Source organism: Afipia massiliensis (assembly GCF_014203115.1).
In the GTDB taxonomy this organism is placed as follows: Bacteria; Pseudomonadota; Alphaproteobacteria; order Rhizobiales; family Xanthobacteraceae; genus Afipia; species Afipia massiliensis.
This window is the reverse complement of the sequence record NZ_JACHIJ010000001.1, coordinates 844,717-867,335: the sequence shown is the minus strand read 5'-3', so window position 1 is coordinate 867,335 and position 22,619 is coordinate 844,717. Positions and strand designations below refer to the sequence as shown.

At 60.5% G+C, this 22,619-nt stretch carries 21 protein-coding genes; 16 read left to right on the top strand and 5 right to left on the bottom strand.

Annotation, left to right across the window (positions count from 1 at the left end; all coding sequences use genetic code 11):
- The first annotated feature begins 309 nt into the window (after nt 1–309).
- From HNQ36_RS03985 to HNQ36_RS03945, 9 genes are all read left to right on the top strand, one after another.
- Nucleotides 310–1,779 carry a 6-hydroxynicotinate reductase gene (locus HNQ36_RS03985; RefSeq protein WP_184082619.1) on the top strand — a complete coding sequence of 490 codons (1,470 nt, stop codon included), beginning with the start codon at nt 310–312 and terminating at the stop codon, nt 1,777–1,779.
- Nucleotides 1,776–2,684: a UPF0280 family protein gene (locus HNQ36_RS03980; RefSeq protein WP_184082618.1), complete on the top strand. Its 909-nt coding sequence runs from the start codon at nt 1,776–1,778 to the stop codon at nt 2,682–2,684. The genes HNQ36_RS03985 and HNQ36_RS03980 overlap by 4 nt, the downstream gene beginning before the upstream one ends.
- Nucleotides 2,677–3,261, top strand: coding sequence for an amino acid synthesis family protein (locus HNQ36_RS03975; protein ID WP_184082617.1), 585 nt, complete (start codon nt 2,677–2,679; stop codon nt 3,259–3,261). Before HNQ36_RS03980 ends, HNQ36_RS03975 begins: the two co-directional genes overlap by 8 nt.
- Entirely contained in the window at nt 3,258–3,842 is a 585-nt protein-coding gene (locus tag HNQ36_RS03970; protein WP_184082616.1) for an amino acid synthesis family protein, read from the top strand. Before HNQ36_RS03975 ends, HNQ36_RS03970 begins: the two co-directional genes overlap by 4 nt.
- A gap of 111 nt (nt 3,843–3,953) precedes the next feature.
- Nucleotides 3,954–5,174, top strand: a complete 1,221-nt coding sequence (locus tag HNQ36_RS03965) for an ABC transporter substrate-binding protein (RefSeq protein WP_184082615.1) — start codon at nt 3,954–3,956, stop codon at nt 5,172–5,174.
- Between the two features lie 58 nt (nt 5,175–5,232).
- Entirely contained in the window at nt 5,233–7,119 is a 1,887-nt protein-coding gene (locus tag HNQ36_RS03960) for an ABC transporter permease (RefSeq protein ID WP_184082614.1), read from the top strand.
- Nucleotides 7,116–7,907 carry an ABC transporter ATP-binding protein gene (locus HNQ36_RS03955; protein ID WP_184082613.1) on the top strand — a complete coding sequence of 264 codons (792 nt, stop codon included), beginning with the start codon at nt 7,116–7,118 and terminating at the stop codon, nt 7,905–7,907. The genes HNQ36_RS03960 and HNQ36_RS03955 overlap by 4 nt, the downstream gene beginning before the upstream one ends.
- On the top strand, nt 7,904–8,608 hold the full coding sequence (locus HNQ36_RS03950) for an ABC transporter ATP-binding protein (RefSeq protein ID WP_184082612.1): 705 nt from the start codon (nt 7,904–7,906) through the stop codon (nt 8,606–8,608). Before HNQ36_RS03955 ends, HNQ36_RS03950 begins: the two co-directional genes overlap by 4 nt.
- A 50-nt stretch (nt 8,609–8,658) precedes the next feature.
- Nucleotides 8,659–9,195, top strand: coding sequence for a MarR family winged helix-turn-helix transcriptional regulator (locus tag HNQ36_RS03945; protein WP_246395240.1), 537 nt, complete (start codon nt 8,659–8,661; stop codon nt 9,193–9,195).
- A gap of 11 nt (nt 9,196–9,206) precedes the next feature.
- Here HNQ36_RS03945 and HNQ36_RS03940 read toward each other — a convergent pair whose 3' ends face one another.
- Nucleotides 9,207–10,406: an amidohydrolase family protein gene (locus HNQ36_RS03940; protein ID WP_184082611.1), complete on the bottom strand. Its 1,200-nt coding sequence runs from the start codon at nt 10,404–10,406 to the stop codon at nt 9,207–9,209.
- Nucleotides 10,407–10,582: 176 nt separating this feature from the next.
- Between HNQ36_RS03940 and HNQ36_RS03935 the strand changes: the two genes are divergently transcribed.
- Nucleotides 10,583–11,356, top strand: a complete 774-nt coding sequence (locus tag HNQ36_RS03935) for a ferredoxin--NADP reductase (RefSeq protein ID WP_184082610.1) — start codon at nt 10,583–10,585, stop codon at nt 11,354–11,356.
- 38 nt (nt 11,357–11,394) lie between these two features.
- On the opposite strand, the gene HNQ36_RS03930 is transcribed toward HNQ36_RS03935, so the two are convergent.
- On the bottom strand, nt 11,395–13,044 hold the full coding sequence (locus tag HNQ36_RS03930; protein ID WP_184082609.1) for a Na/Pi cotransporter family protein: 1,650 nt from the start codon (nt 13,042–13,044) through the stop codon (nt 11,395–11,397).
- Nucleotides 13,045–13,075: 31 nt separating this feature from the next.
- Nucleotides 13,076–13,864: a DeoR/GlpR family DNA-binding transcription regulator gene (locus HNQ36_RS03925; RefSeq protein WP_184082608.1), complete on the bottom strand. Its 789-nt coding sequence runs from the start codon at nt 13,862–13,864 to the stop codon at nt 13,076–13,078.
- 241 nt (nt 13,865–14,105) lie between these two features.
- Between HNQ36_RS03925 and HNQ36_RS03920 the strand changes: the two genes are divergently transcribed.
- The 6 genes from HNQ36_RS03920 (at nt 14,106) to HNQ36_RS03895 (ending at nt 20,637) form a co-directional block, all read left to right on the top strand.
- Entirely contained in the window at nt 14,106–15,122 is a 1,017-nt protein-coding gene (locus HNQ36_RS03920; protein WP_184082607.1) for an ABC transporter ATP-binding protein, read from the top strand.
- Nucleotides 15,123–15,171: 49 nt separating this feature from the next.
- Nucleotides 15,172–16,449, top strand: a complete 1,278-nt coding sequence (locus tag HNQ36_RS03915; RefSeq protein ID WP_246395236.1) for an ABC transporter substrate-binding protein — start codon at nt 15,172–15,174, stop codon at nt 16,447–16,449.
- A gap of 45 nt (nt 16,450–16,494) precedes the next feature.
- Nucleotides 16,495–17,415: a carbohydrate ABC transporter permease gene (locus HNQ36_RS03910; RefSeq protein ID WP_210311895.1), complete on the top strand. Its 921-nt coding sequence runs from the start codon at nt 16,495–16,497 to the stop codon at nt 17,413–17,415.
- A complete protein-coding gene (locus HNQ36_RS03905) occupies nt 17,412–18,221 on the top strand; it encodes a carbohydrate ABC transporter permease (RefSeq protein WP_184082606.1) in 810 nt (269 codons plus the stop codon). The genes HNQ36_RS03910 and HNQ36_RS03905 overlap by 4 nt, the downstream gene beginning before the upstream one ends.
- Nucleotides 18,221–19,057, top strand: coding sequence for an endonuclease/exonuclease/phosphatase family protein (locus tag HNQ36_RS03900; protein WP_184082605.1), 837 nt, complete (start codon nt 18,221–18,223; stop codon nt 19,055–19,057). The genes HNQ36_RS03905 and HNQ36_RS03900 overlap by 1 nt, the downstream gene beginning before the upstream one ends.
- A gap of 173 nt (nt 19,058–19,230) precedes the next feature.
- On the top strand, nt 19,231–20,637 hold the full coding sequence (locus HNQ36_RS03895; RefSeq protein WP_184082604.1) for a GumC family protein: 1,407 nt from the start codon (nt 19,231–19,233) through the stop codon (nt 20,635–20,637).
- On the opposite strand, the gene HNQ36_RS03890 is transcribed toward HNQ36_RS03895, so the two are convergent.
- Both HNQ36_RS03890 and HNQ36_RS03885 read right to left on the bottom strand, forming a co-directional pair.
- The gene (locus HNQ36_RS03890) at nt 20,624–21,409 is read right to left on the bottom strand and encodes an enoyl-CoA hydratase/isomerase family protein (RefSeq protein ID WP_184082603.1); all 786 of its coding nucleotides are present in this window, start codon (nt 21,407–21,409) and stop codon (nt 20,624–20,626) included. The two genes, HNQ36_RS03895 and HNQ36_RS03890, sit on opposite strands and share 14 nt — an antisense overlap.
- A gap of 31 nt (nt 21,410–21,440) precedes the next feature.
- Nucleotides 21,441–22,601, bottom strand: coding sequence for an acyl-CoA dehydrogenase family protein (locus HNQ36_RS03885; RefSeq protein ID WP_184082602.1), 1,161 nt, complete (start codon nt 22,599–22,601; stop codon nt 21,441–21,443).
- Nucleotides 22,602–22,619 lie beyond the last annotated feature (18 nt).

Below are 22,619 nucleotides of genomic sequence, written 5' to 3'. Positions count from 1 at the left end.
TGCGCTGCAAAAGGTCGGTAATGCTTCACGGTGACGATACCGTTTGTATACAAACGTGCAAGCGCATGATGCGCCCAAGTGGCGCGTGTCCCGCGCGATGATGCATTGCACGATTTGTGAACACGGGAAGTAGGCAATTGAGTTTTTATTCGGCAGTTCCGGTTTTCGCGCGCGACGGCGCTTGACAGCTTTCGTGACTGCGCGCAACATCGTTCGTATACGAACAAAATGCCAATGCGGACTGACTGAACTAATCCTCGCGGCATTGGCGCCGCGCATCAGTTCGCTGGCTTGCACGCGAGTTTGGTCATGCAAACCGAGGTGACCTCCGTTACAGCGTCCGGCAGCGCGGACAAGATCCGCTGCGATGCGTGCCCGGTGATGTGTTACATCAAGCCCGGCGCCGCGGGTGCGTGTGATCGCTATGCAAACAACAATGGCGAGTTAGTGCGCGTCGATCCGCATGTGGTGCTTGAGCGCACGGTTTCGCATGGCGGTCGGCTGGTTCCGTTTCAGGCCGGTGGCGATTGGGACGGCAAGATCGTTCATGAGCCTGGCGTTTTCGTCACGGCCATTGGCGCCGGTACCACCTATCCCGATTACAAGCCTGCGCCGTTCATCGTTTCTTCCGAGATAGACGGTGTCGATATGGTCACGGTGGTGACCGAGGGCATCTTCAGCTACTGCGGCGTCAAGGTGAAGATCGACACCGATCGCTATCTCGGGCCTGAAACCGCGACGGTGCGCGTGCAGGGCGAGGCGGTGGGGCATGTCACGACCGGCGAGTACGGTTCGCAGATGCTGTCCCTCGGCGGTGTGCATCACCTGACCGGGGGATCGAAGAAAGAGGGGCGCGTCACGTGCGACGCGCTGATGGATCTGTCCAACGGCAAGCCTGTCGAACTCACAATCGACGGTGGCGCGACGGTCGTGGTGCAGGCTGGTTACCCGCCGATCGTCAACGGCGTCACTGAGGAGCGGATGCGCGTCGGTTGCGGCTCCGCCACCATAGGCATGTTCGCCAAGCAGTGGCATGGCAAAGTCGATGAGGTTGTCGTGGTGGACGATCACATCACTGGCGTTTTGTCCGAGCATCAGGCTGGAAAACTTCTCGATATTCCCGACACCGGCATCAAGATGAAGGGCCGCCGCTCAACACCCGGACGTTATTTCCAGGTCGCGGAGCCCGGCACCGGCTGGGGTGGGACCAACATCTCCGATCCGCTTTCGGTGCTGGGTCCATTCGATCCCAAGACAGCGCATCCCGGCATGCGGATGATGATGGTGAGCACCACCGGCGAGCACGCCGCTTATTTCGAACTCGACGAGGCGCTGAAACCCGTCGAGAAGGAGATGCCGGCCGACCTCAAGCTATCGGTTGAGCGGATTCAGGAAAACTGCGAACCGGCCCTGTGCACGGTGCTGTTCATGGGCGGCGCGGGCGGATCGCTGAGGGCGGGCGTCACCGATAACCCCGTGCGGCTTACGCGGTCGGTGAAGGATGCGCTGACCTCGGTAACCTGCGGTGGTGCTCCAGTTTATGTCTGGCCGGGCGGCGGCATCACCTTCATGGTCGATGTGACGCAGGTTCCGGAAGGAGCTTTCGGGTATGTGCCAACACCTGCGTTGGTTGCGCCCATCGAGTTCACCCTGCGGCTTTCGGATTATGCCGCGCTCGGCGGTCACATGGATCACGTGCGGCCATTGGCGTCATTGAAGGACAGTACGGAAATCCGTCAATTGCCGCGACAAACTTCTGAGCCGAGATCGCGCCCATGACACGGCTCCCGCAGATCGGATGGCTGGCGGACGGCAGGAGGCTTCACCTGCAGGACGGCCCCATTGATCTGATTGTGGAGGCGCGAGGCGCGGGGGCTGCTCTTCGTGCGGCATATGAAGCTTCCATTCGGCGATTCACCGGACTCCTCGACGAACTTTGCGAAGAGTTGCCGGAACTGCGCAAGGCTGCGCGGCCTGACGTCTGCTCCTTGAACAGCGTTGTTGCGCGCCGTATGCATGACGCGGTCGCGCCGTTTGCCACGGATCATTTCATCACGCCGATGGCGGCGGTCGCCGGTTCCGTTGCCGAAGAAATTCTTGGCGCCATGACGCAAGCAGCCGATCTCGATCGCGCCTATGTCAACAACGGCGGCGATATTGCGCTGCATCTTGCCAGTGGCGAGCACTTCACGGTCGGCCTGGTAGACCGGCCAGATACACCGGCCTTGATCGGGACGACGGTTATTGCGGCGAGCGATCCGACACGAGGTGTCGCGACCAGCGGATGGCGTGGGCGCAGTTTCTCATTGGGTATTGCTGACGCAATCACGGTTCTGGCGCGAACTGCTGCGCAGGCCGATGCTGCCGCGACCATTATCGCCAATTCGGTGAATCTGCCGGGGCATCCGGCCGTTGTCCGTTGCCCGGCGACTGAGATTCAGCTCGACAGCGATCTCGGTGCGCGTCTCGTCACCCGGGATGTCGGCCATTTGCCACCAGACGATATTGCTGTTGCTCTCGAGGCTGGCGCGGATTGTGCGCGGCTGTTGCTTGCTGCGGGATTGATCGATGGTGCAGCACTTCACCTGCAGGGTGAGACGTGCGTTGTCGCTCTGAGGATCGTCGATGGCGTCGCGCCGTTACAGCGCCCGACGGCCCGAACCGAAAGCCTGATGCATGCCTGAGATTGCGATCCGCAAACGCGTCACTCTGATTGAAGAGATTTTCCATGAGGGTGGAAAGCCGGCGGCGCGGCCGTTACGCCGCGGTGCGATCCTGTGTGTGATCCGCAATCCGTTTGCCGGGCGTTATGTCGAAGATATCGCCGGATTCATGGACGATCTCACGCCGCTTGGCATCGCGATGGCGGGCTCATTGTTGAAGGCGCTCGGTGGCGATCCTGCCGCGATTGAGGGATATGGCAAGGGAGCGATCATTGGTTCGGCCGGTGAACTGGAGCACGGCGCGTTGTGGCATGTGCCCGGTGGCTACGCGATGCGGGAAATTCTGGGCGAGGCGAAGGCTATCGTGCCGTCTGCCAAGAAGGTTGGCGGCCCGGGTGCCAGGCTTGACGTTCCGGTGACACACATCAACGCTTCTTATGTGCGGTCCCACTTCGATGCGATGGAAGTCGGCATCTCCGACGCCCCGCGTGCTGATGAATTGCTTCTTGCACTTGTGATGACCACCGGTTCACGGATTCATGCCCGGGTCGGTGGCCTCAAGGCTAGCGAGATCAAGGGGGAGGATGGACTGCGATGAGTGCCGTCATTCGCAAGATCGTTACAGTGGTCGAGGAAACGCTGATGGAGGGTGGGCGGGATGTCTCGCCGCCGACTCGCCGCGCGGCGGCGATAGCGGTGATCGACAATCCGTTTGCCGGAAAGTTTGCCGACGATCTAGCGCCGCTTGTCGCTATTGGCGAGGAATTGGGCGAGTTGCTTGCCGCCAGGGCGGTTGCGGCATTGGGCATCGAAGGCAGCAAGGCGCAAAGCTACGGCAAGGCGGCAGCGGTCGGCGAAAATGGCGAGCTTGAGCATGCGGCAGCAATCTTGCATCCGAAAATGGGTGCGCCGGTGCGCAAGGTGCTGGGCAAGGGTGCTGCGTTGATACCGTCTTCCAAAAAGCGCGGCGGGCTGGGAACAGTGCTGGATATTCCGCTCGGTCACAAGGACGCGGCGTTCGTGCGCAGTCATTTCGACGGCATGGAAGTGCAGATCAGCGACGCGCCGCGCGCCAACGAAATCATGGTCGCGGTTGCCGTGACCGACAGCGGGCGGCCGCTGCCACGTGTCGGTGGGCTGACGATTGGAGAGATCAAGGGTGAGGACGGCCTTCGATAGTCGTCTGATTCCCGAGATAGCGAGAGGAATGGCCGGACTATCCCCGAGTGAGGGAAGGGATGGACGGATGTCACGGCGAAGCAGACGCTTCGCCAACATTGGAGGTCTGGGATGCAACGACGCAAATTTCTTTTGAAAGGCCTGTTAGGCGCAAGTCTCTGCGTGGTGTTCGGCAGCATGGCGCCGTCCGCCATGGCGCAGAGCGGCGAAATCAAGATCGGCGAGATTAACAGCTATTCGCTATTGCCGGCGTTCACCGAGCCGTATCGCAAGGGTTGGCAGCTCGCGGTCGAGGAGGTCAACGCGGCGGGCGGAATCAACGGCAAGAAGCTGGTCGTTGTCTCCAAAGATGACAGCGGTAAGCCTGCCGATGCGCAGACCGCGGCGAACGAACTGGTGTCGAACGAGAACGTGGTGATGCTGACCGGCACGTTTCTGTCCAACATCGGCCTCGCTGTCAGCGACTTCGCCAAGCAGAAGAAGGTGTTCTTCCTGGCTGCCGAGCCTTTGACCGACGCGATCACCTGGTCGAAAGGCAATCGTTATACGTTCCGCCTGCGGCCATCGAACTACATGCAGGCGGCAATGCTGGTCGATGAGGCCGCCAAGCTGCCAGCGAAGCGCTGGGCAACTATCGCGCCGAACTACGAGTACGGCCAGTCGGCAGTCGGTATTTTCAAGAAGTTGCTGTCGGAGAAGCGGCCCGACATCCAGTGGGTCGATGAGCAGTGGCCGCCGCAGGGCAAGATCGATGCAGGCCCGATCGTGCAGGCGCTGGCGAATTCGAATCCGGAAGCCATTCTCAACGTGACCTTCGGTGCGGATCTCGTGAAGTTCGTCCGCGAAGGCAACACCCGTGGTCTGTTCAAGGATCGCTCGGTGGTCAGCTTCCTCACCGGCGAGCCGGAATATCTGGATCCGCTGAAGGAGGAAACTCCCTCGGGCTGGATCGTCACCGGTTATCCCTGGTACAGCATCAAGACACCCGAACACGACGCGTTCCTGAAAGCCTATCAGGGCAAGTTCAACGACTATCCGCGGCTGGGCTCCATCGTCGGCTATCAGACGATCAAGGCCGCGGCTGCGATTCTCACCAAGGCCAATTCGACCGATCCGGAAAAGATGATCGCAGCGGCAGAAGGCCTGTCGATGTCGTCGCCGTTCGGCCAGATCACCTTCCGCAAGAATGATCACCAATCGACGCTCGGTGCCTATGTCGGCAAGACAGCGCTGAAGGACGGCAAGGGTGTGATGGTCGACTCTGTGTATCGCAAGGGCGAGGATTTCCTGCCGAGCGATGCGGAAGTCGAGAAGCTGCGCCCGAAGGACTGATGTTGACGACCGCGGGCGCGCGATGCGCCCGCGGCATTTTCCAGCCCCTGGATCGCATATGAGCTTCTACTTTGTTCAGTTCCTGACTGGTCTAGCGAGCGCGGCGTCGCTGTTCCTCGTGGCATCGGGCCTGTCGATTATCTTCGGCGTGACGCGGATCGTGAATTTCGCGCATGGCGCGTTCTACATGCTGGGCGCCTATGTTGCGTTCACCCTGACTGAGCGGTTGTCCGGTGCGCTGGGATTCTGGGGCGGTATTGTCGTCGCGGCGCTTGTCGTTGCGGTTCTTGGCGTGTTGGTCGAAATGGTGTTGCTGCGGCGGATTTATAAGTCGCCGGAACTGTTCCAGCTTCTCGCCACTTTCGGCCTGACCCTGATGGTGCAGGATATCGTGGTTCTGATCTGGGGGCCGGATGATCTGGTGGGTCGCCGCGCACCCGGATTCCGTGGCGCGGTGGACTTCTTCGGCCAGAACATTCCAACCTACGACCTGTTTCTGATTGTGCTCAGTCCCGTGGTGCTGGGCGTCTTGTGGCTGTTGTTCCGGCGCACGCGCTGGGGCGTTCTGGTTCGCGCAGCGACGCAGGATCGCGACATGGTGGCCGCGCTCGGTGTCAACCAGAAGTGGCTTTTCACCAGCGTGTTCGCGCTTGGTGTGTTTCTGGCCGCGCTCGGCGGCGCGCTGCAAATCCCGCGTGATGCCGTTCATCATGCGATGGATCTGCGCATCATCGTTGATGTTTTCGTGGTGGTTGTGATCGGTGGCCTCGGCAGCATCATTGGTGCGTTCGTTGCAGCGGTGCTGGTCTCCGAGCTCAACGCGTTCGGAATCCTGATATTCCCGAAGATCTCGATCATTCTCGTCTTTCTTGTCATGGCTGCGGTCCTCATCGTTCGGCCGTGGGGTCTGTTCGGAAAACCGGAAGCGCCGGCGCGCAAGACGCCAGGGCTCACGGTTCGTCCGTGGCGGCCGCTCACGATGAACGAACGTTTTGCGACGCTGGCCGTGTTGATTGTGGCGGCAGCATTGCCGCTGTTTGGCGGCAACTACGCACTCAACGTCGGCGCGGAGATCGCGATCTTTGTGATCATCGCGGCCAGTCTGCATTTCCTGATGTCGGTCGGCGGCCTCGCGTCGTTTGGCCATGCGGCCTACTTTGGCCTAGGGGCCTATGGCGTCGCATTCTTCGCCAAGGCCGCGGGCCTGCCGATGATTGCGTGTCTGCTGCTCGGGCCGCTGTTTGGACTGTTCGGTGCGGCAATTTTCGGATTCTTCGCGGTTCAACTGTCAGGCGTTTACTTTGCGATGCTGACGCTGGCCTTTGCACAAATCGTCTGGTCGATTGCATTTCAGTGGGTGGGCGTAACCGGCGGTGATAATGGAATATTGGGAGTCTGGCCCGCGGCGTGGGCAGCAGGGCCTGCCAGTTTCTACTGGCTGTCGCTGGGCATCGCGACGCTGGCGGTGGTGGTGCTTCGCGTCATCGTATTCTCACCGTTCGGTTACGCTTTGCGCGCGACACGGGATTCCATCCTGCGGAGCGAAGCGATCGGTATCGACGGCAAACGCATTCAATGGACCGCGTTTGTGATCGCAGGCACCGTCGCGGGTGTAGCCGGTGCGTTGTTCGCGTATCTCAAGGGCAGCGTTTTCCCCGATAGTCTTGGCATTTCTCTGTCGGTGGATGCGCTGGTGATGGTGCTGCTCGGCGGCGTCGAGACGGTATCAGGCGCGGTGGTCGGCGCCATCGTCTTCAAGGCCCTCAACATCTGGCTGGTGAGCCAGACGGATTTGTCCAAACTGGTGCTTGGCGCGATTATCGTACTGATCGTGGTTGCCTTCCCGAAGGGCATTGTCGGTATGATCGAAACCATTCGCGCACGGCGTCAGTCGCAATCGTCGAAATCTGCCATTGTGGCATCACGGATCGAGACCGCTGAATGAATGTCGCACCCACACTGCTTGCAGTCGAAGGCCTGACAAAATCCTACGGTGGCGTACACGCCGTGCGCGGCGTGTCGTTCTCGCTCATGGCGGGCGAAATTCTGGCGCTGATCGGTCCGAACGGCGCTGGCAAGAGCACGTGTTTCGACATGCTCAACGGCCAGAACATGCCGGACAGCGGCAAGATCCATTTGCTTGGCCAGGACACGGTTGGCAAGAAACCACGTACGATCTGGCGGCTCGGTGTCGGGCGCACCTTCCAGATTACGGCGACGTTTCCCACCATGACTGTGCGTGAAAACGTGCAGGTCCCCCTCGTGTCATACAATTCCGAGCTTTTTAATATGTGGCGCTCGACCGCTGGATTCGAACGTACTGAGGCCGACCGTCTGCTCGATCTCGTCGGGATGAGTGGCTATGCGGACCGGCCATGTGGAGAACTCGCCTATGGCGATCTCAAGCGCCTTGAGCTTGCAATCGCGCTCGCCAATCAACCAAAGCTACTTTTAATGGACGAGCCGACCGCAGGCATGGCGCCGCGCGAGCGTATCGCGCTGATGCAGCTTACCGCGCGGATCGCGCGGGAAAAATCGATTGGGGTTCTGTTCACCGAACACGACATGGATGTGGTGTTCGAACATGCCGACCGTATCCTTGTGCTCAACCGTGGCTCGCTGATCGCGGAGGGCTCGCCGGAGGAAGTCCGGCGCAATCCGCAGGTTCGCGCAATCTATCTCGGAGAAGGCCTGGTGTACGACGCACGCCATCGCGAGGGAGCTTCGGCATGAAGCTCTCGGTGCAGGGACTAAACAGCTATTACGGGCCAGCGCATATCCTGTTCGATGTTGCGCTTGAGGTAGGTGATGGAGAGGTCGTGGCGCTTCTCGGCCGAAACGGCGCGGGAAAGTCGACAACGTTCAGGTCGATTGTCGGTCTGGTCGAACAGCGCGAAGGCCAGATTGTTTTCGAAGGACAGGACGTTTCGAACCAGCCGACCCACGCCATTGTCCGCAGCGGGCTTGGCTATGTGCCGGAAGAGCGGCGAATATTCACAGACCTTACCGTTGATGAAAATCTCGAAGTTGGACGACAGCCGCCGCGATTGAATGCACCGCAGTGGACCCGCGAGAAGCTGTTCAACCTGTTTCCCAATCTCGGCGAGATGCGCGGCCGCATGGGCGGGCGCATGAGCGGCGGTGAGCAACAGATGCTGACCATCGCGAGGACCTTGATGGGAAATCCGTCACTGGTGTTGCTGGATGAGCCATCCGAGGGATTGTCGCCGAAGATCGTCGAGCAGATGGTGGGCGCGATCTTGGCGATGAAGAAGGAGGGCGTCAGCATCGTCGTCTCCGAGCAGAATCTCCACTTTGCGAATCTGATATCGGACCGTGCCTATATCATCGAGCGTGGCCGCATCTGCTTCAGCGGCACGATGAGCGAACTCGAGGCTCGCCCGGACATTCGCGATGCGCATCTGGCTGTGTAACTGGTGGGCGGCTCACACCGTCAGGCAAGAAGAAATGCTGGGGGAAAAGAATGGCCAAAGCTGCTCTGAATAAGGCTGCTCTTAATAAGGCCGCGCTGAACAATGCCGGTGCTCAAAGTAAAGCGACAACCTTGATCAAGGGAGCCGCTCCCAAACGGAGTACCAAGGGGCCAAAGCCATCCTATGTCCTCGACGATCAGATTGGATTCATCCTGCGTCAGGTCTGGCAACGCCACGCGACGATCTTTGCGAAGGAAATCGGGATCAATCTGACACCGACGCAGTGGGCGGCTTTGGCGAAACTCACCGAGACCGGGCCGTGCTCTCAGAACCAGCTCGGTCGTTTGACGGCAATGGATGTTGCCACCATCAAGGGCGTGATCGATCGGTTGACCGCGCGGGGCCTGACCGAGACCAGCTCCGACCCGCAGGACGGCCGCCGGCTTCTGGTCAGCCTGACCCGTGCAGGGCAGGTAATGGCCGAGAAGGCCGCGCCGAATGCGCTGGCCATCACCAAGGAAACGCTTGCTCCGCTCGATGCAAAGGAGCGCGAAACCTTTGTCGCGCTGCTGAGCAAGCTGAGGTGATGGATCGCTGACTAGTGTGCGACAATCTCCGGCACCTTGGTCGCTGGCGGCGTGTTGCGGCTGCGCTGGGTACGGACGATGCCGTCGATGATGGTCATGCCGATGCCGGGCAGGTCGCCGAGTTGAACACTCTCCAGAATATTCTTTCCGGCCGAGTGCTGCGCTCTGTCCATGATGACGAAGTCTGCGGCGCGGCCGACTTCGATAATGCCGCAATCCAGCGCGCGCATCCGCGCGGTGTTGCCCGTCGCAAAGCAGAACGCGATTTCGGCAGGCACATCGCCGAGCGACGACAGCAATGACACCATGCGTAGAATGCCGAGAGGTTGCACGCCTGAACCCGCTGGCGCGTCGGTACCGAGAATAACGCGGTTCAGCTCTTTCATCTCGCGGGCAATCCGCAGCGTATAGAGCGCGGCGCGCTCGTTGCCGTTGTGAACCAGTTCGAGGCCGCGTTTGCAGCCCTCGCAGATGCAACGGATCTGCCCATCGGGCAGGGCGGTGTGGCCGCCATTGATGTGGCCGATGACGTCGGTGTCGGCTTCCAGCACGACGTCCGCGTCGATCAGGCCGGATCCTGGAATGGACGGACCGCCGGTGTGAATCGTGCTCTGGATGCCGTATTTGCGCGCCCACGCTACCATCTTGCGCGCAGTTGGGCCGTCCTTGACGCCGCCGAGGCCGACTTCACCAAGCAGCCTGACCCCGGCTGCGGCCAATTCCTTGAAGTCTTCTTCTGTCATCCCCGGCTCGATCACCGGTGCCCCGGCATGAACCTTGACGCCACCGGGGCGCAGATTGTCGAACGCCCGCTGGGCAAAGATCGCCATGGCCTTGACGCCGACGACGTCGCGTGGACGGCCGGGCATGTGAACCTCGCCGGCCGAGATCATGGTGGTCACGCCGCCGTTCAGAAAGCTGTCGATCCAGCCGATCTGATTCTGTCGCGGCGTCCAGTCGCCGGCGACCGGATGGACGTGACTGTCGATCAGGCCGGGGGTCACCGTCGTGCCGTTGGCATCGATGGTGGTGGTCGCGCCTTCCGCGTCGATGTCCTTGGCCCGCCCGATCGCGGTGATCTTGCCGTTCTCCGCGACGATGGTGTCGGCATCCAGGATCGGCTTTTCCATCGCCCCGCTCAGGATGAGACCGATGTTGCGGATCACCAGCTTGGTGGGGCCGGCAGAGCCCTGGGGCGCATCGTGGGACATGGATTATTCCTTCGGTTCAGGAGCTTGGCGGCGGGTCGGCGCCAACTTGAGCGCGCCTTGACGGCGGGATCAAGTTGGATTATTCATTAGTATACAAATGAAATTTGGCGAGGCAATCTGTCTCTGCGTTTTTTGATTTTGCCCCGCGATCAGACCCGCACACCGGATCGAGCGACATGAGCAACTTCAATCAGGAGAGCGTCCTCAGCGTCCATCACTGGACCGACACGCTGTTCAGCTTCACCACCACACGCGATCCGTCGTTCCGCTTCCGGAACGGCGAATTCACCATGATCGGCCTGAAGGTCGGCGAGAAGCCGCTGCTGCGTGCCTATAGTGTGGCGAGCGCCAACTACGAGGACCGGCTCGAATTTTTCTCCATCAAGGTGCCGGACGGGCCGCTGACCTCGCGTCTGCAGCACTTGAAGAAAGGCGACGAGATCATCGTTGGCCGCAAGGCGACCGGCACGCTTGTCATCGACAATCTGAAGGATGGCCGGAATCTCTATCTGGTCGGTACCGGAACCGGGCTCGCGCCGTTCCTGAGCGTCATCAAGGATCCGGAAACCTACGACCGGTTCGAAAAGGTTGTATTGCTGCACGGTTGTCGCCATGTCGCCGAGCTGGCGTATGGGGAGATGATCAATGAGCATCTGCCGAAAGACGACTTGATCGGCGAACTGGTGCGCAACCAGCTGATCTACTATCCGACGGTCACCCGCGACCCGTTCCGCAATCGCGGCCGGATCACCGATCTGATGACGTCAGGCAAGCTGTTCAACGATACGGGTCTCGCGCCACTCGAGGCTGCACATGATCGCGTCATGATCTGCGGCAGCCCCGCGTTGTTGCAGGACACTCGTACACTGTTGCTCGACAAAGGCTTTACCGAAGGCAATCACGGCGAGCCGGGCGAGTTCGTGATCGAAAAGGCGTTCGTCGAGCGCTAGTCGACGAGCATCGTACTGCTGGCGCAAACCAGCGAGGCTTATGTCATCCGGCTTGGCAACAACGCTCCGGTGCGCTCCAGCACGGGATATGCAGCTGCGGCGACAATGTACGAATTGATCAGCTTCATGTCGCGCAGCAGATCGAGATGGATCGAACTGGCTTGGGCGGTCTGAAGATCGCTGTCCCTGAGTCTGTCGAAATGCGAAGCGGTCGCCTTTGTTTCTGCATCCCTGAAAACGGCCTTCTCATCGACCAGCAGCCGTGCAGTTCGCGGGTCTTCGGTGACGAACAGCGAAGCCGCCGTCTTGAGATTGACCGCAAGTCGCGCGATCATCGCAGTCAGATCGCTCTGCTCCTCGTGGGAGAAAACAAGGCCGCGCTTGAGCCGCTTGGAAGCGTGCGGCAGGAAATTGCGGTCCACCACATCGCCGGCTTGTTCGATGTTCATTGTGAACGTCAGAATTTCATTCAGGCGACGCTGATCCGTCTCATTCAACTCGTCCGGATCGAGCGATGTCAGGTACGACTTGATCGCAATGTTAAGCTTGTCGAGGATATCTTCGCGCCGCCGGATTTCCACGAGTAGCCGGCGGTCTCCCTTTGCGAGCCCGGCGTTGACCCCCAGCAGCATTTCTTCCAGCACGTCCGCCAGACGCAGCGCTTCGCGCGAAGCTGCGCCGAGAGCAACGATGGGCGTCTCCTTTGCCGCGGGGTCGAGGTAGAGCGGCCGCGCCGGATCGGCCGGATCAGCTCGGTCAGGAAGCAAGCGGCGAAGCAGCGATGCAAAAGGTGTCAGCAGTGGCAGTGACACCACCGCGATGGCGAGGTTGAAAAGCGTGTGAAAGTCGGCAACGGCGCGCGCTTTGTTTGGCTCTATCGCCATGATGAACTGACTGATCGGCCCCAGAAAACCGATTGCGAGAGCAACGCCGACAAGACGGCCGATCAGGTTCCCGAGCGCGGGCCGTTTGGCAGCCGGGTCGTCTCCCGCCGGGCCTTCAATCAGGGGATTGATAGCCGTTCCGATGTTTGCGCCGAGTACCAGCGCAAAGGCGGCATCCGGAGGTACGATCCCCTTTGTCGCCAGCGACATGATCAGCAGGACGATGGCGACGCTCGAATGGGCAGCCCATGTCAATGCGGCCGCAAGACATACATCCAGCAACCATGATGACGAGATAAGGCCCAGCAGCGCGGCCAAGGTCGGCGAACTCTCGTAGCCCGTCATGAGATCGAGGAGGTGGCGCAGCGCAAGGAGCATTAATCCGAGACCGATGAACACGCGGCCAAGATCGTGGGCCTGCGTCCGCGAATCTCTGCGAAACATCAGCATGCCGATCAGGACGAGGGCGGGTGCGACCAGTGTGACGTCGAACGAGAGAACCTGGACGATCAAGGTCGTCCCGACATTGGCGCCAAGCATGACGGCGAGGGCGGGCACCAGCCCCATGAAACCGCCCGCTGCGAAACCAGCCGTCATCAATCCGGTTGCGGTGCTGCTCTGGAGGACTGCCGTGACACCCATGCCTGCAAGGAACGCGCGAAAGCGATTCCGCAAGGCGCTGCCGAGGATCGCGCGCAACTTCGAACCGAAGGCGCGCTGGATGCCGGTTTGCACCATATGGGTGCCCCACAGCAGCAAGGCGATGAACCCGGCAAGGTCGATCAGGTTGATGGCCAGGGTCATGATCGAGTCCCCTTAGAGCGCCGAAAGGAGTTTAGGCGGCCTGCACGCGGCCGTCGCCCACGACGCGGATCTTGTCGCCATATTGTTCGGCGATCCGTTGAAAATCAGCCTGAAGCGGCTTGTCCGTAAAAAGATGATGGCAGTCGCTGACGTGTCCACCGCGGACGGTGGCGCTGCGGCCGAATTTGCTGGCGTCGGCGACGAGCAGGGCGGTCCGGCAATTCGCGACGATGGCTTGGCGCGCCTGGACCTCGCCGGAATAAAAATCGAGCAACGTGCCTTCCTCGTCGATGCCGCCGACGCCGAATATCCCGACGTCCACCTTGAAGCGCGAGAAGAAGCGCACAGCCGCGTCGCCGATGATGTCGCGATCGAGCGGGCGCAGTGTTCCGCCGGCGATCGTGATCTCGACATCGGGGTTGCGTGCGAACGCAGACGCCACATTGAGATTGTTGGTGATGACGCGCAGATTTTTGCGGTCCGCGAGCGCCCGCGCGACATATTCGGGCGTCGTCCCGAGCCCGATCATGATCGACGCGCCGTCGGGAATGAAATTGAAGACCGCCTGGGCGATCTGCCGCTTGGCTTCGAAGTTCAGCCCCTGCCGGCTTTCATAGGCCAGATTCTGGTTCGAGACCGGCAAGCCGACGCCGCCATGGATGCGGCGCAACAAACCCTGATCGCAGAGCTGGTTCACGATGCGGCGCGCGGTTTGCTGCGTCACGTTGAAATGCGCAGCAAGGTGCTCGATCGAGGCGAAACCCTTTTCGCGCACGATTTCGAGGATCAGCGTCTGTCGCTTGTTTGTCATCTTGAGCATGTATCTGATTGAAATATTATCATCCGAACCAGAAACGCGCAATTTCTTATTTCGTTTGATCAAGATTTATGTTCGAATGAACATATGGAGAGCTTTTGGATGTTGCCTTGGACGGGAGCGAAGCGTTCTTTTGACGTGAGCCGGTTGTGGCAGTCTCGGACCAGCGGGATCGTCCGGCGCGCATGCCCGTGCACAAGGAGAGGCTCTCGTATCTCCCAATTTGTCCGGACCGGGTAGGTTCATGTCGGCGATCAGTCTCGATCATATCTCCAAGAACTGGGGCCCGATGCGCGCCGTTGACGACGTGAGTCTCACGGCGGATCAGGGTTCGCTGCTGGTTCTTCTGGGGCCATCGGGTTGCGGCAAATCCACGACCTTGCGATTGATTGCCGGCCTCGAGCAGCCGGACGGCGGCACCATTACGATCGGCGGAGCCGACGTGACGCATCTGACGCCGGCTCAGCGCAAGATCTCGATGGTCTTTCAGTCCTACGCCCTGTTTCCGCACCTGAGCGTCGGGGAGAACATTGTGTTTGGCCTGCGCGTTCGCCGCGTGTCTCGCGCGGAGCGGGATGCACGGCTCAAGCGTGTCGCGGACATCGTTGGTCTCGGCCATCTGCTGGAGCGCAAACCGTCGCAGCTTTCCGGCGGCCAGCGTCAGCGTGTCGCGCTTGGACGCGCCATTATCGCGGAGGCGAAAGTCTGCCTGATGGACGAGCCGCTTTCCAACCTCGATGCCAAGCTGCGCCACGAAATGCGCACCGAAATTCGTTCGCTTCAGCAGCGCCTCGGCATGACGATGGTTTATGTGACTCACGATCAGACCGAAGCCATGACCATGGCAGATCGCGTGGTGCTGATGCGTGACGGTCGCATCGAGCAGAACGGCACGCCTGAAGAGCTCTACAATCGGCCGGCAACCGCGTTTACAGCGCGCTTCATCGGGACGCCGCCGATGAATCTGATTGCGCAAGGCGACCGGTTGCTCGGCATTCGTCCAGAACATATTCGCGTCGTGTCGCATGACGGTCATCCGGCGCGCGTAAAGGCGGTCGAGCATCTCGGTGCTGACAGCATCATTCTCTGTGAAATCGATGGGCAGCCGGTTTCGGTGCGACAGGACGGATTCTGCAAATTACAGCCGGGAGACGACATCCGGCTCGTTTGGGATGCGGGTTTTGAACATCAGTTCGACAAGGCATCAGAGCGGCGGATCGAATCCGTCGCCGGTGAGACGAAGAGGGTTGCTGCTGTCTGAGGCCGTAACGGTGCATCAGACAGTCAAACGATAACAAGGGGAGGATAGTATGAAATTCCGTACACGAACGATGCTTGCGGCGGCTGCGCTTGCGGCTCTGTCTTTCGGTTCGCGGCCTGCGGCTGCGGTTGATCTCACCATGTATTATCCTGTCGCGGTCGGCGGCCCGGTGACCAAGATCATCGACGACATGGTGGCGCGTTTCGAGAAGGAAAACGCGGACATCAAGGTGACGGCGGTCTATGCCGGAAACTACACCGATACGATGACCAAGGCGATGACGGCGATGAAGGGCGGCCAGCCGCCGCAGCTGTCGGTGCTGCTCTCGACCGACGTGTTTACGCTGATGGATGAAAAAGCCATCGTGCCGATGGACGACCTCGTTGCCGACAAGGCGTGGTTCAAGGAATTCTATCCGGCGTTCATGGCGAACGGGCAGGTCGACGGCAAGACCTGGAGCATTCCGTTCCAGCGGTCGACCATCGTGCTGTACTGGAACAAGGACGCGTTCAAGGAAGGGGGTCTCGATCCGGAAAAGGCGCCCGCAAGCTGGGGTGAAATGACCGAGATGAGCAAGAAGCTCGTCAAGAAGGATGCATCCGGCAACACCACGCGCTGGGGCGTCGAAATTCCGACGACGGGTTACGGCTACTGGATGCTTCAGGCCCTGGCGATCGAAAACGGCCAGAGACTAATGAACGAGGCGGGCAATGAGGTCTATCTCACCGCGCCGAAGACCGTCGGTGCGCTGGATTACTGGGTTGATCTGTCGCGCAAGCAGGCGGTGATGCCTCCGGGCAGCATCGACTGGGCGACGCTGCGTACCGATTTCCTCGAAGGCAAGACCGCGATGATGTGGCACACCACGGGCAATCTGACCGCGGTGAAGGACGGCGCCAAGTTCAACTTTGGTGTCGCCATGTTGCCTGCCAAGGAACGCCGTGGTTCGCCAACCGGTGGCGGCAGCTTCTACATCTTTAAGGGCGCTTCGCCCGAGCAGCAGAAGGCGGCGGTGAAGTTCATCCAGTGGATGACGACGCCTGAGCGCGCGGCCGAATGGAGCATCAAGACCGGATATGCTGCTGTTTCGCCCGCGGCTTACAAGACGCCGGCGATGGAGGCTTATGCGAAGGGCTTCCCCGCAGCTCTGGTCGCTCGCGATCAGCTCGAACATGCTGTCCCTGAGCTGTCGGTTCACGAGAACGGCCGTATCTACAAGTTCGTCAACGACGCCATTCAGGCTGCGGTGACGGGCACGCAAAAGCCGCAAGAAGCGCTTGCGGCCGCGCAACAGCAGGCGGATCGCGTGCTGCGCGCTTATAAGTAGAGAAAAGACCGGGTGGCGGTTCGCCGCCATCCGGTCAATTGTCCGATGACAGATCAAGCCGCCACACTATCAGTTGCCGCACGCAGGCCGAAGTCGCACGCGTGGTGGAATGCTGTGAACGCGTGGCTGCTGCTGTTGCCAGCCGCGGTGCTATTGATCGCGTTCACGCATTATCCAATCCTGGCGACTATCCGGCATTCGTTCTTTATTACGCGCCGGAACGGCACGGAAGTTTTCGTCGGTCTGGAGAGCTATCATGCGATGGCTGCCGATCCGATTTTCTGGAAGGCGCTGGTCAACAATTTCTGGTTTGCGCTGGGCACCATCCCGACGTCGATAGCTCTGGCGCTGTTGATGGCGATCTGGGTCAATCGCAACATGCGTGGCCGCGGCTTTCTGCGGCTTGCCTTCTTCACGCCGACCGTACTGCCGATGATCGCGGTCGCGAACATCTGGCTGTTTTTCTACACGCCGGATTACGGACTGCTCGATCAGTTGCGCGGGGTTTTCGGGCTTGCGGGCTGGAACTGGCTCGGTGATCCGAGCACAGTGATGAGCTGTCTTGTCGTGATGGTGATCTGGAAGGAAGCCGGATTCTTCATGATCTTCTATCTGGCTGCGCTTCAGCAGTTGTCGCCGGATCTGGAGGAGGCCGCCGCAGTCGAAGGCGCAAGCCGTTGGTACACCTTCCGTCGGATTACCTTCCCGTTGCTGATGCCGACGACGTTGTTTGTGACAATCAACGCGGTGATCAATTCGTTCAAGCTGGTCGATCATCTCGTCATCATGACGAAGGGCGGGCCCAACAACGCCAGTACGTTGCTGCTGTATTACATCTATGAGGTCGCGTTCACGTTCCAGGATTCTGCCTACGCTGCGACCCTGACGGTGGTGCTCTTGGTTCTGCTCAGCGCGGTCGCATTGATCAAATTCGGCTACCTCGATCGCAGGATTCATTATCAATGAACGGCCGCACGCATCCTCTTGAGGCGATTGCCGCATGGCTGCTGGCGCTGCTTTGGCTTGCGCCGCTGGTCTACGCATTCTGGAGTGCGCTGCATCCAGCGGCTTACGCGACATCGTTCAGTCTGTCTGCGCCGTGGACACTGGAGAACTTCGCGCGCGCCTGGAATCAGGCGCCGTTCGGAAGGTACTACATCAACACGGTCGTATTGGTCGTCATCATTCTGATCGGTCAGCTGATACTTTCGACGCTTGCGGCCTACGCTTTCGCGCGTTTCACGTTCCGTGGAAGTGGGATCGCCTTCGCACTGGTGCTATTGCAGTTGATGATCATGCCGGACGTACTGATCGTCGAGAATTATCGCATGATCGGGAAGCTTGGCTTGCTCGACACGATCCCCGCGATTGCGCTGCCATACCTCGCAAGCGCGTTCGGCATCTTTTTGTTGCGGCAGACGTTCAAGAGCGTACCGCAGGAACTGGTGGAAGCCGCCCGTGTCGAGGGTGCGGGGCCGCTGCAGATCCTTTGGAAGGTCTACGTTCCGCTGGCGCGACCGACTTACGTGGCCTTCGGCCTCGTGTCTGTCAGCTATCACTGGAACAACTTCCTGTGGCCTTTGATCGTGACGAACTCGGTGGAAAGCCGGCCACTTACCGTAGGCCTTGCTGTGTTCGGTGCCCCTGAGACCGGCGTGGACTGGTCGATCATTACGGCAGCCACGGTGATGACGATGGGGCCGCTGCTGATTGCGTTCCTGCTGTTCCAGCGGCAGTTCGTACAATCTTTCATGCGTGCGGGCATTCGCTGATGCGGCTGCTGACCTGGAATATTCAGTGCGGCAAGGGCTGCGATGGCGTGACCGATCTTGCGCGCATCGTCTCCGTCGCAAAGGAGCTGGCTGACGCGGACGTCTACTGTTTTCAGGAAGTCTCCGACAATTTTGCCAATCTCGACGGTGGCGACGATCAAAGCGCGCAGCTGGCATCCCTGCTGCCCGGATATGTGCCGGTCTTTCGTCCGGCAATTGAATCTATCGATAACGACGGACGAACGCACCGGTTCGGAAACATGACGTTGTCGCGTTTGCCGGTGATGCAGATCTCCAATCATCTGTTGCCGTGGCCGGGAGCCAGCGCTGTCCGCAGCATGCGGCGTCACGCGCTTGATGTGACGGTTCAGACCGCGTTCGGTGCGCTGCGCGTCGTCAACACCCACCTCGAGTATCATTCTGCCGATCAGCGCGAAGCGCAGATCAAGCGGTTGCTCGATCTTCAGGAAGAGGCATCGACGAGCGCCAAGGCAAGCGGTTCATACAACGAGCCCTATGCGGCCCAGACACTGGCAGCGTCGAGCCTGCTCTGCGGCGACTTCAATTTCGATGTCTCGGACCCCCAGCACGCGCTGATCAATGAATCAGCCCGTGCGGGGTTGAACTATCGCGATGCGTGGTCGACCTGTCATCCCGGCCAGCCTCACGCGATGACATGTGGGTTATATGATCGCGTGCAATGGTCAGACGGGCCCGACTGCCGCGATTTCATCTTCACGACCGAGGATTTGAGCGGCCGGATTCGCCACATCGAGGTGGACGCCAAGACCGCGGCTTCGGACCATCAGCCGATCTTTATCGAATTCGCGGACTGACGCGCATATCCTGCTCATCGCGGCGTTTGTGGCTCCAGTCACTTGGCGCAGGGTGCCTTCTGCGGCCCGGTCTGAGGGCAGATTTTGTTCAATCATTGAACAAAGATGTCTCCCCAGGGAGTGCGGAGAGGGGCTAAACTGGCTCTCGGATTGTACTGCGTAAGGTTGTTGGCATGGCGATATCCGAGAGCGACAGGCACGACGCGTACCTGCCGCGCGTTCAGGCGCCCGCCCTGGATGTGGACGGCATCGCGGCGATGTTGCGCCGCCGGGCTGCATTCATTACCGCCGTGACGCTTGCGTGTGCCGGTATTTGCCTTGCCTGGATTCTGCTGTCGGCTCCAAAGTATGTCGCTTCCGGCCGGATTTTGCTCGACTTGCCGGGAGCCCAGGTTAGCAGCGGTGGCGCGGCTCCGGCAGCAGCGGGTAACGCGGACGCGACGGGCGTCGAAAACCAGATCCACGTCATGACATCGCGCAGTGTTTACGATCGGGTCATCGCGCAGGAGAAACTCGAAAGTGCCCCGTTCTTTGGCGGCAAATCGAGGGGCATTCTCTCCACGCTTCTGACCGGCGTCGGGCTTGCTCCTGCCGTCGATCGGCACGCGATGGCGCTGCGCCAGCTCGACCGTGCGGTCAGCATCGTGCGCAATCCCGGCTCTCATGCCGTCGACGTCAACGTCGTCACACCGGACCGTGAGACCTCGGCTCGTGTCGCCAATGCCGTAATGGATGGCTATGTCGAGGAACAGGCGCAGGCGCGCAAGGGAGTATCGCCCAGCGCCGCCGCATCTCTCGGCCCACGGCTGGAAACGCTTCAGTCCCGCGTGCGGAACGCGGAACAACGCTATGAGAAGTTTCGCGGTGAGAACCAGACGGTTGTCGCGACCGGTTCATCCAATGCCGAGAAGCAGATGAACGAGATTTCCGGCCAGATGACCGCTGCCGAGGCCAAGGTCGCCGGTCTGCGATCGACGCTCAACCAGCTTCAGCGTGCCAAAAAGATTCTGGAAGCCGGAGGCATTCCCGACACGGCTCGCGGCGGAGCCGTCGGCGCGCTCGGAAATCGTTACGCCGCGGCGAAGCAACTTGAGCTCGATCTGTCCGAGACGCTTGGGCCCCGCCATCCCGATCTCATCATTGCGCGGATGCGGGCTAACGAAGCAAAACGGCTGCTGGATCAGTCACTCCAAGGGGCTGTTCAGTCTGCCACGAGCGAGTTGGAGCGGGCGCGCGCGTCGGCAACGCAGCTCAAAAGCCGTCTTGAGACGTCGAAACAGGACGTGACGAAATCCAACGAGACTGTCGCGCGTCTCAAGGAGCTTGAACGCGACGTGGAGGCGAGCCGGGTTGCCTATCAGGCGGTGCTGGCCCGGTCTCGCGACCTTGGCGGACAACCCCGACCTGACAGCTCAAATGCCAGGATACTGAGCCGGGCGAGAGCACCGCTTGAGCCGAGCGGAACGTTTCCCATCGGTGTGCTGCTCACCAGCTTGCTGATTGGGCTCGGCCTCGGCGTCAGCCTTGCGTGGCTTTTGGAACTGATGGACGAATCTAAGGGACGCGTCACCGCCCCTTGAAGTTGCCGGCGCGGCGCTCTGCGGTCGACTTGATGCCTTCCTGGAAGTCCTCGGTTTCGCGCAGCCACGTTTGCTCAGCGAGTTCATGATCGGTTTGCGCCTTGACGCGATCCGCCAATCCCGCACGCATGGTTGCGCGTGTTGACATCAATCCCAGCGGCGAATTTTCTGCGATCTCGTGTGCGAGTTTGAACGCTTCGTCGCGCACCTGATCCTGCGGCACCAGCACGTTGGCCAATCCCATGTTGAACGCTTCCTCACCGGTCACGCGGCGGCTGGTGTAAAACATCAGCGCGGCGTTGTTCTTTCCGACCACTTCGGGAAGTGTCACGGTGAGGCCGAAGCCGGGGTGAAATCCAAGCTTGGTGAAATTTGCTGCGAAGCGGGCCTCGGGGCAGGTGACGCGGAAATCTGCCGAGACCGCAAGACCAAGTCCGCCACCGATGGCCGCGCCCTGGACGGCTGCAACGATCGGCTTCTTGTTGCTGAAGATACGCACAGCCTCACGGTAAAGGTCACCGGTGGTGCCGTCGCCGGAGGCGGCGTCTCCATCAAAGCCCGCAGGCCGGTTGAAGTTCGCGCCCGCGCAAAACGCTTTCCCTTGCGAGGCGAGCACCACGGCGCGGCTGTCCATGTCGTTGTCGATCTGTCCGAGCGCATCGGCAATCTGGCGGATAAGGGAAAGATCGAAAAAATTCAGCGGCGGCCGGCGAATTTCGATCAGCGTGACGTGGCCATGTTTCTCGACGCCGATATCGGTAAAGCCGCTCATTGATTTTCCTCGTTCAATGGTTGTTGTTATCTCAGCGTAGCCCGAGTCCGCGCGCGATGATGCCGCGCAGCACTTCGGTGGTGCCGCCCTGGATGGTGAGCTTGGGTGCGATCTTGATGGCGAAGGCAAGCTGGTCTTCTAGCGTGTGGTGATTCGAAGCGTCGGCATCGATAAAGGCGGCAAGGTCGCGCACCCGGTGTGGCAACTGCTGTTCCCAGATGGTGCCGATGTCCTTGACGATGGACGCCTCGACGACGGGCTCCTTGCCGGCCTGCAGCATGCCTGCGACCGATACCGACATGCGGCGCATGGTGTGAAGCTGGGCGACGAGCCGGCCAATGCCTTCCGCACCGCGGGTGTCGGGGTTCGGTCCCAGCGCACGCACGAGTTCGGTCAGCACGTAGTAGGTCTCAAGGAATCGCTCGGGTCCGCTGCGTTCATAGGCCAGTTCACTGGTCGCCTGCTTCCATGCGCCGTCGATTTCGCCGAGCACGTGATCGTCCGGCATGAACGCATCCTGGAACACGACCTCGTTGAATTCCTTCAGCCCGCTGATCTGCTCAATCGGATTGACGGTGATGCCGGGCGTCTTCATGTCGACCAGGAACTGGGTCAGGCCGTGGCGGCGGTTCTCCTTGGTCGGCGGCGAGGTGCGGAAAATCGCGAGCATGTAGTCGGCCATGTGTGCCGAGGTGGTCCAGATCTTGGTGCCGTTGATCAGCCAGCCGCCGTCGGTCTTGGTGGCCTTGGTTTTGGCGGCGAACAGGTCGGAGCCGGAGTTCGGCTCGCTCATGCCGATCGCGAAACAGACTTCGCCGCGGCAGATCCGCGGCACGATGTCCATCTTGATCCGCTCGTTGGCGTATTTGAGCAGCACCGGGCCGCTCTGGCGGTCAGCGACAAAAAAGCGGCGGGTCGGCGCATTGGCGACGCGCATCTCCTCGGTGACGACATAGCGCTCGAGGAAGGTGCGCTCGTGGCCGCCGTATTGTTTCGGCCAGGTCATGCCGATCCAGCCGCGTTCGCCGACCCGTCGGCTGAACTCCGGAATGTCGGTGTCCTCGCGCTGCGGTTCATGCGGATTGAAGGTGCCGGCGGCGATCTCCTCGGCGAGGAACGCGCGCACCTCGCGCCGCAGCGTCTCGCATTCTTCCGGCAAACGGATCTGGTCGAAACGAAGCGCTGCGGTCATCTTATATTTCCTGAAAAC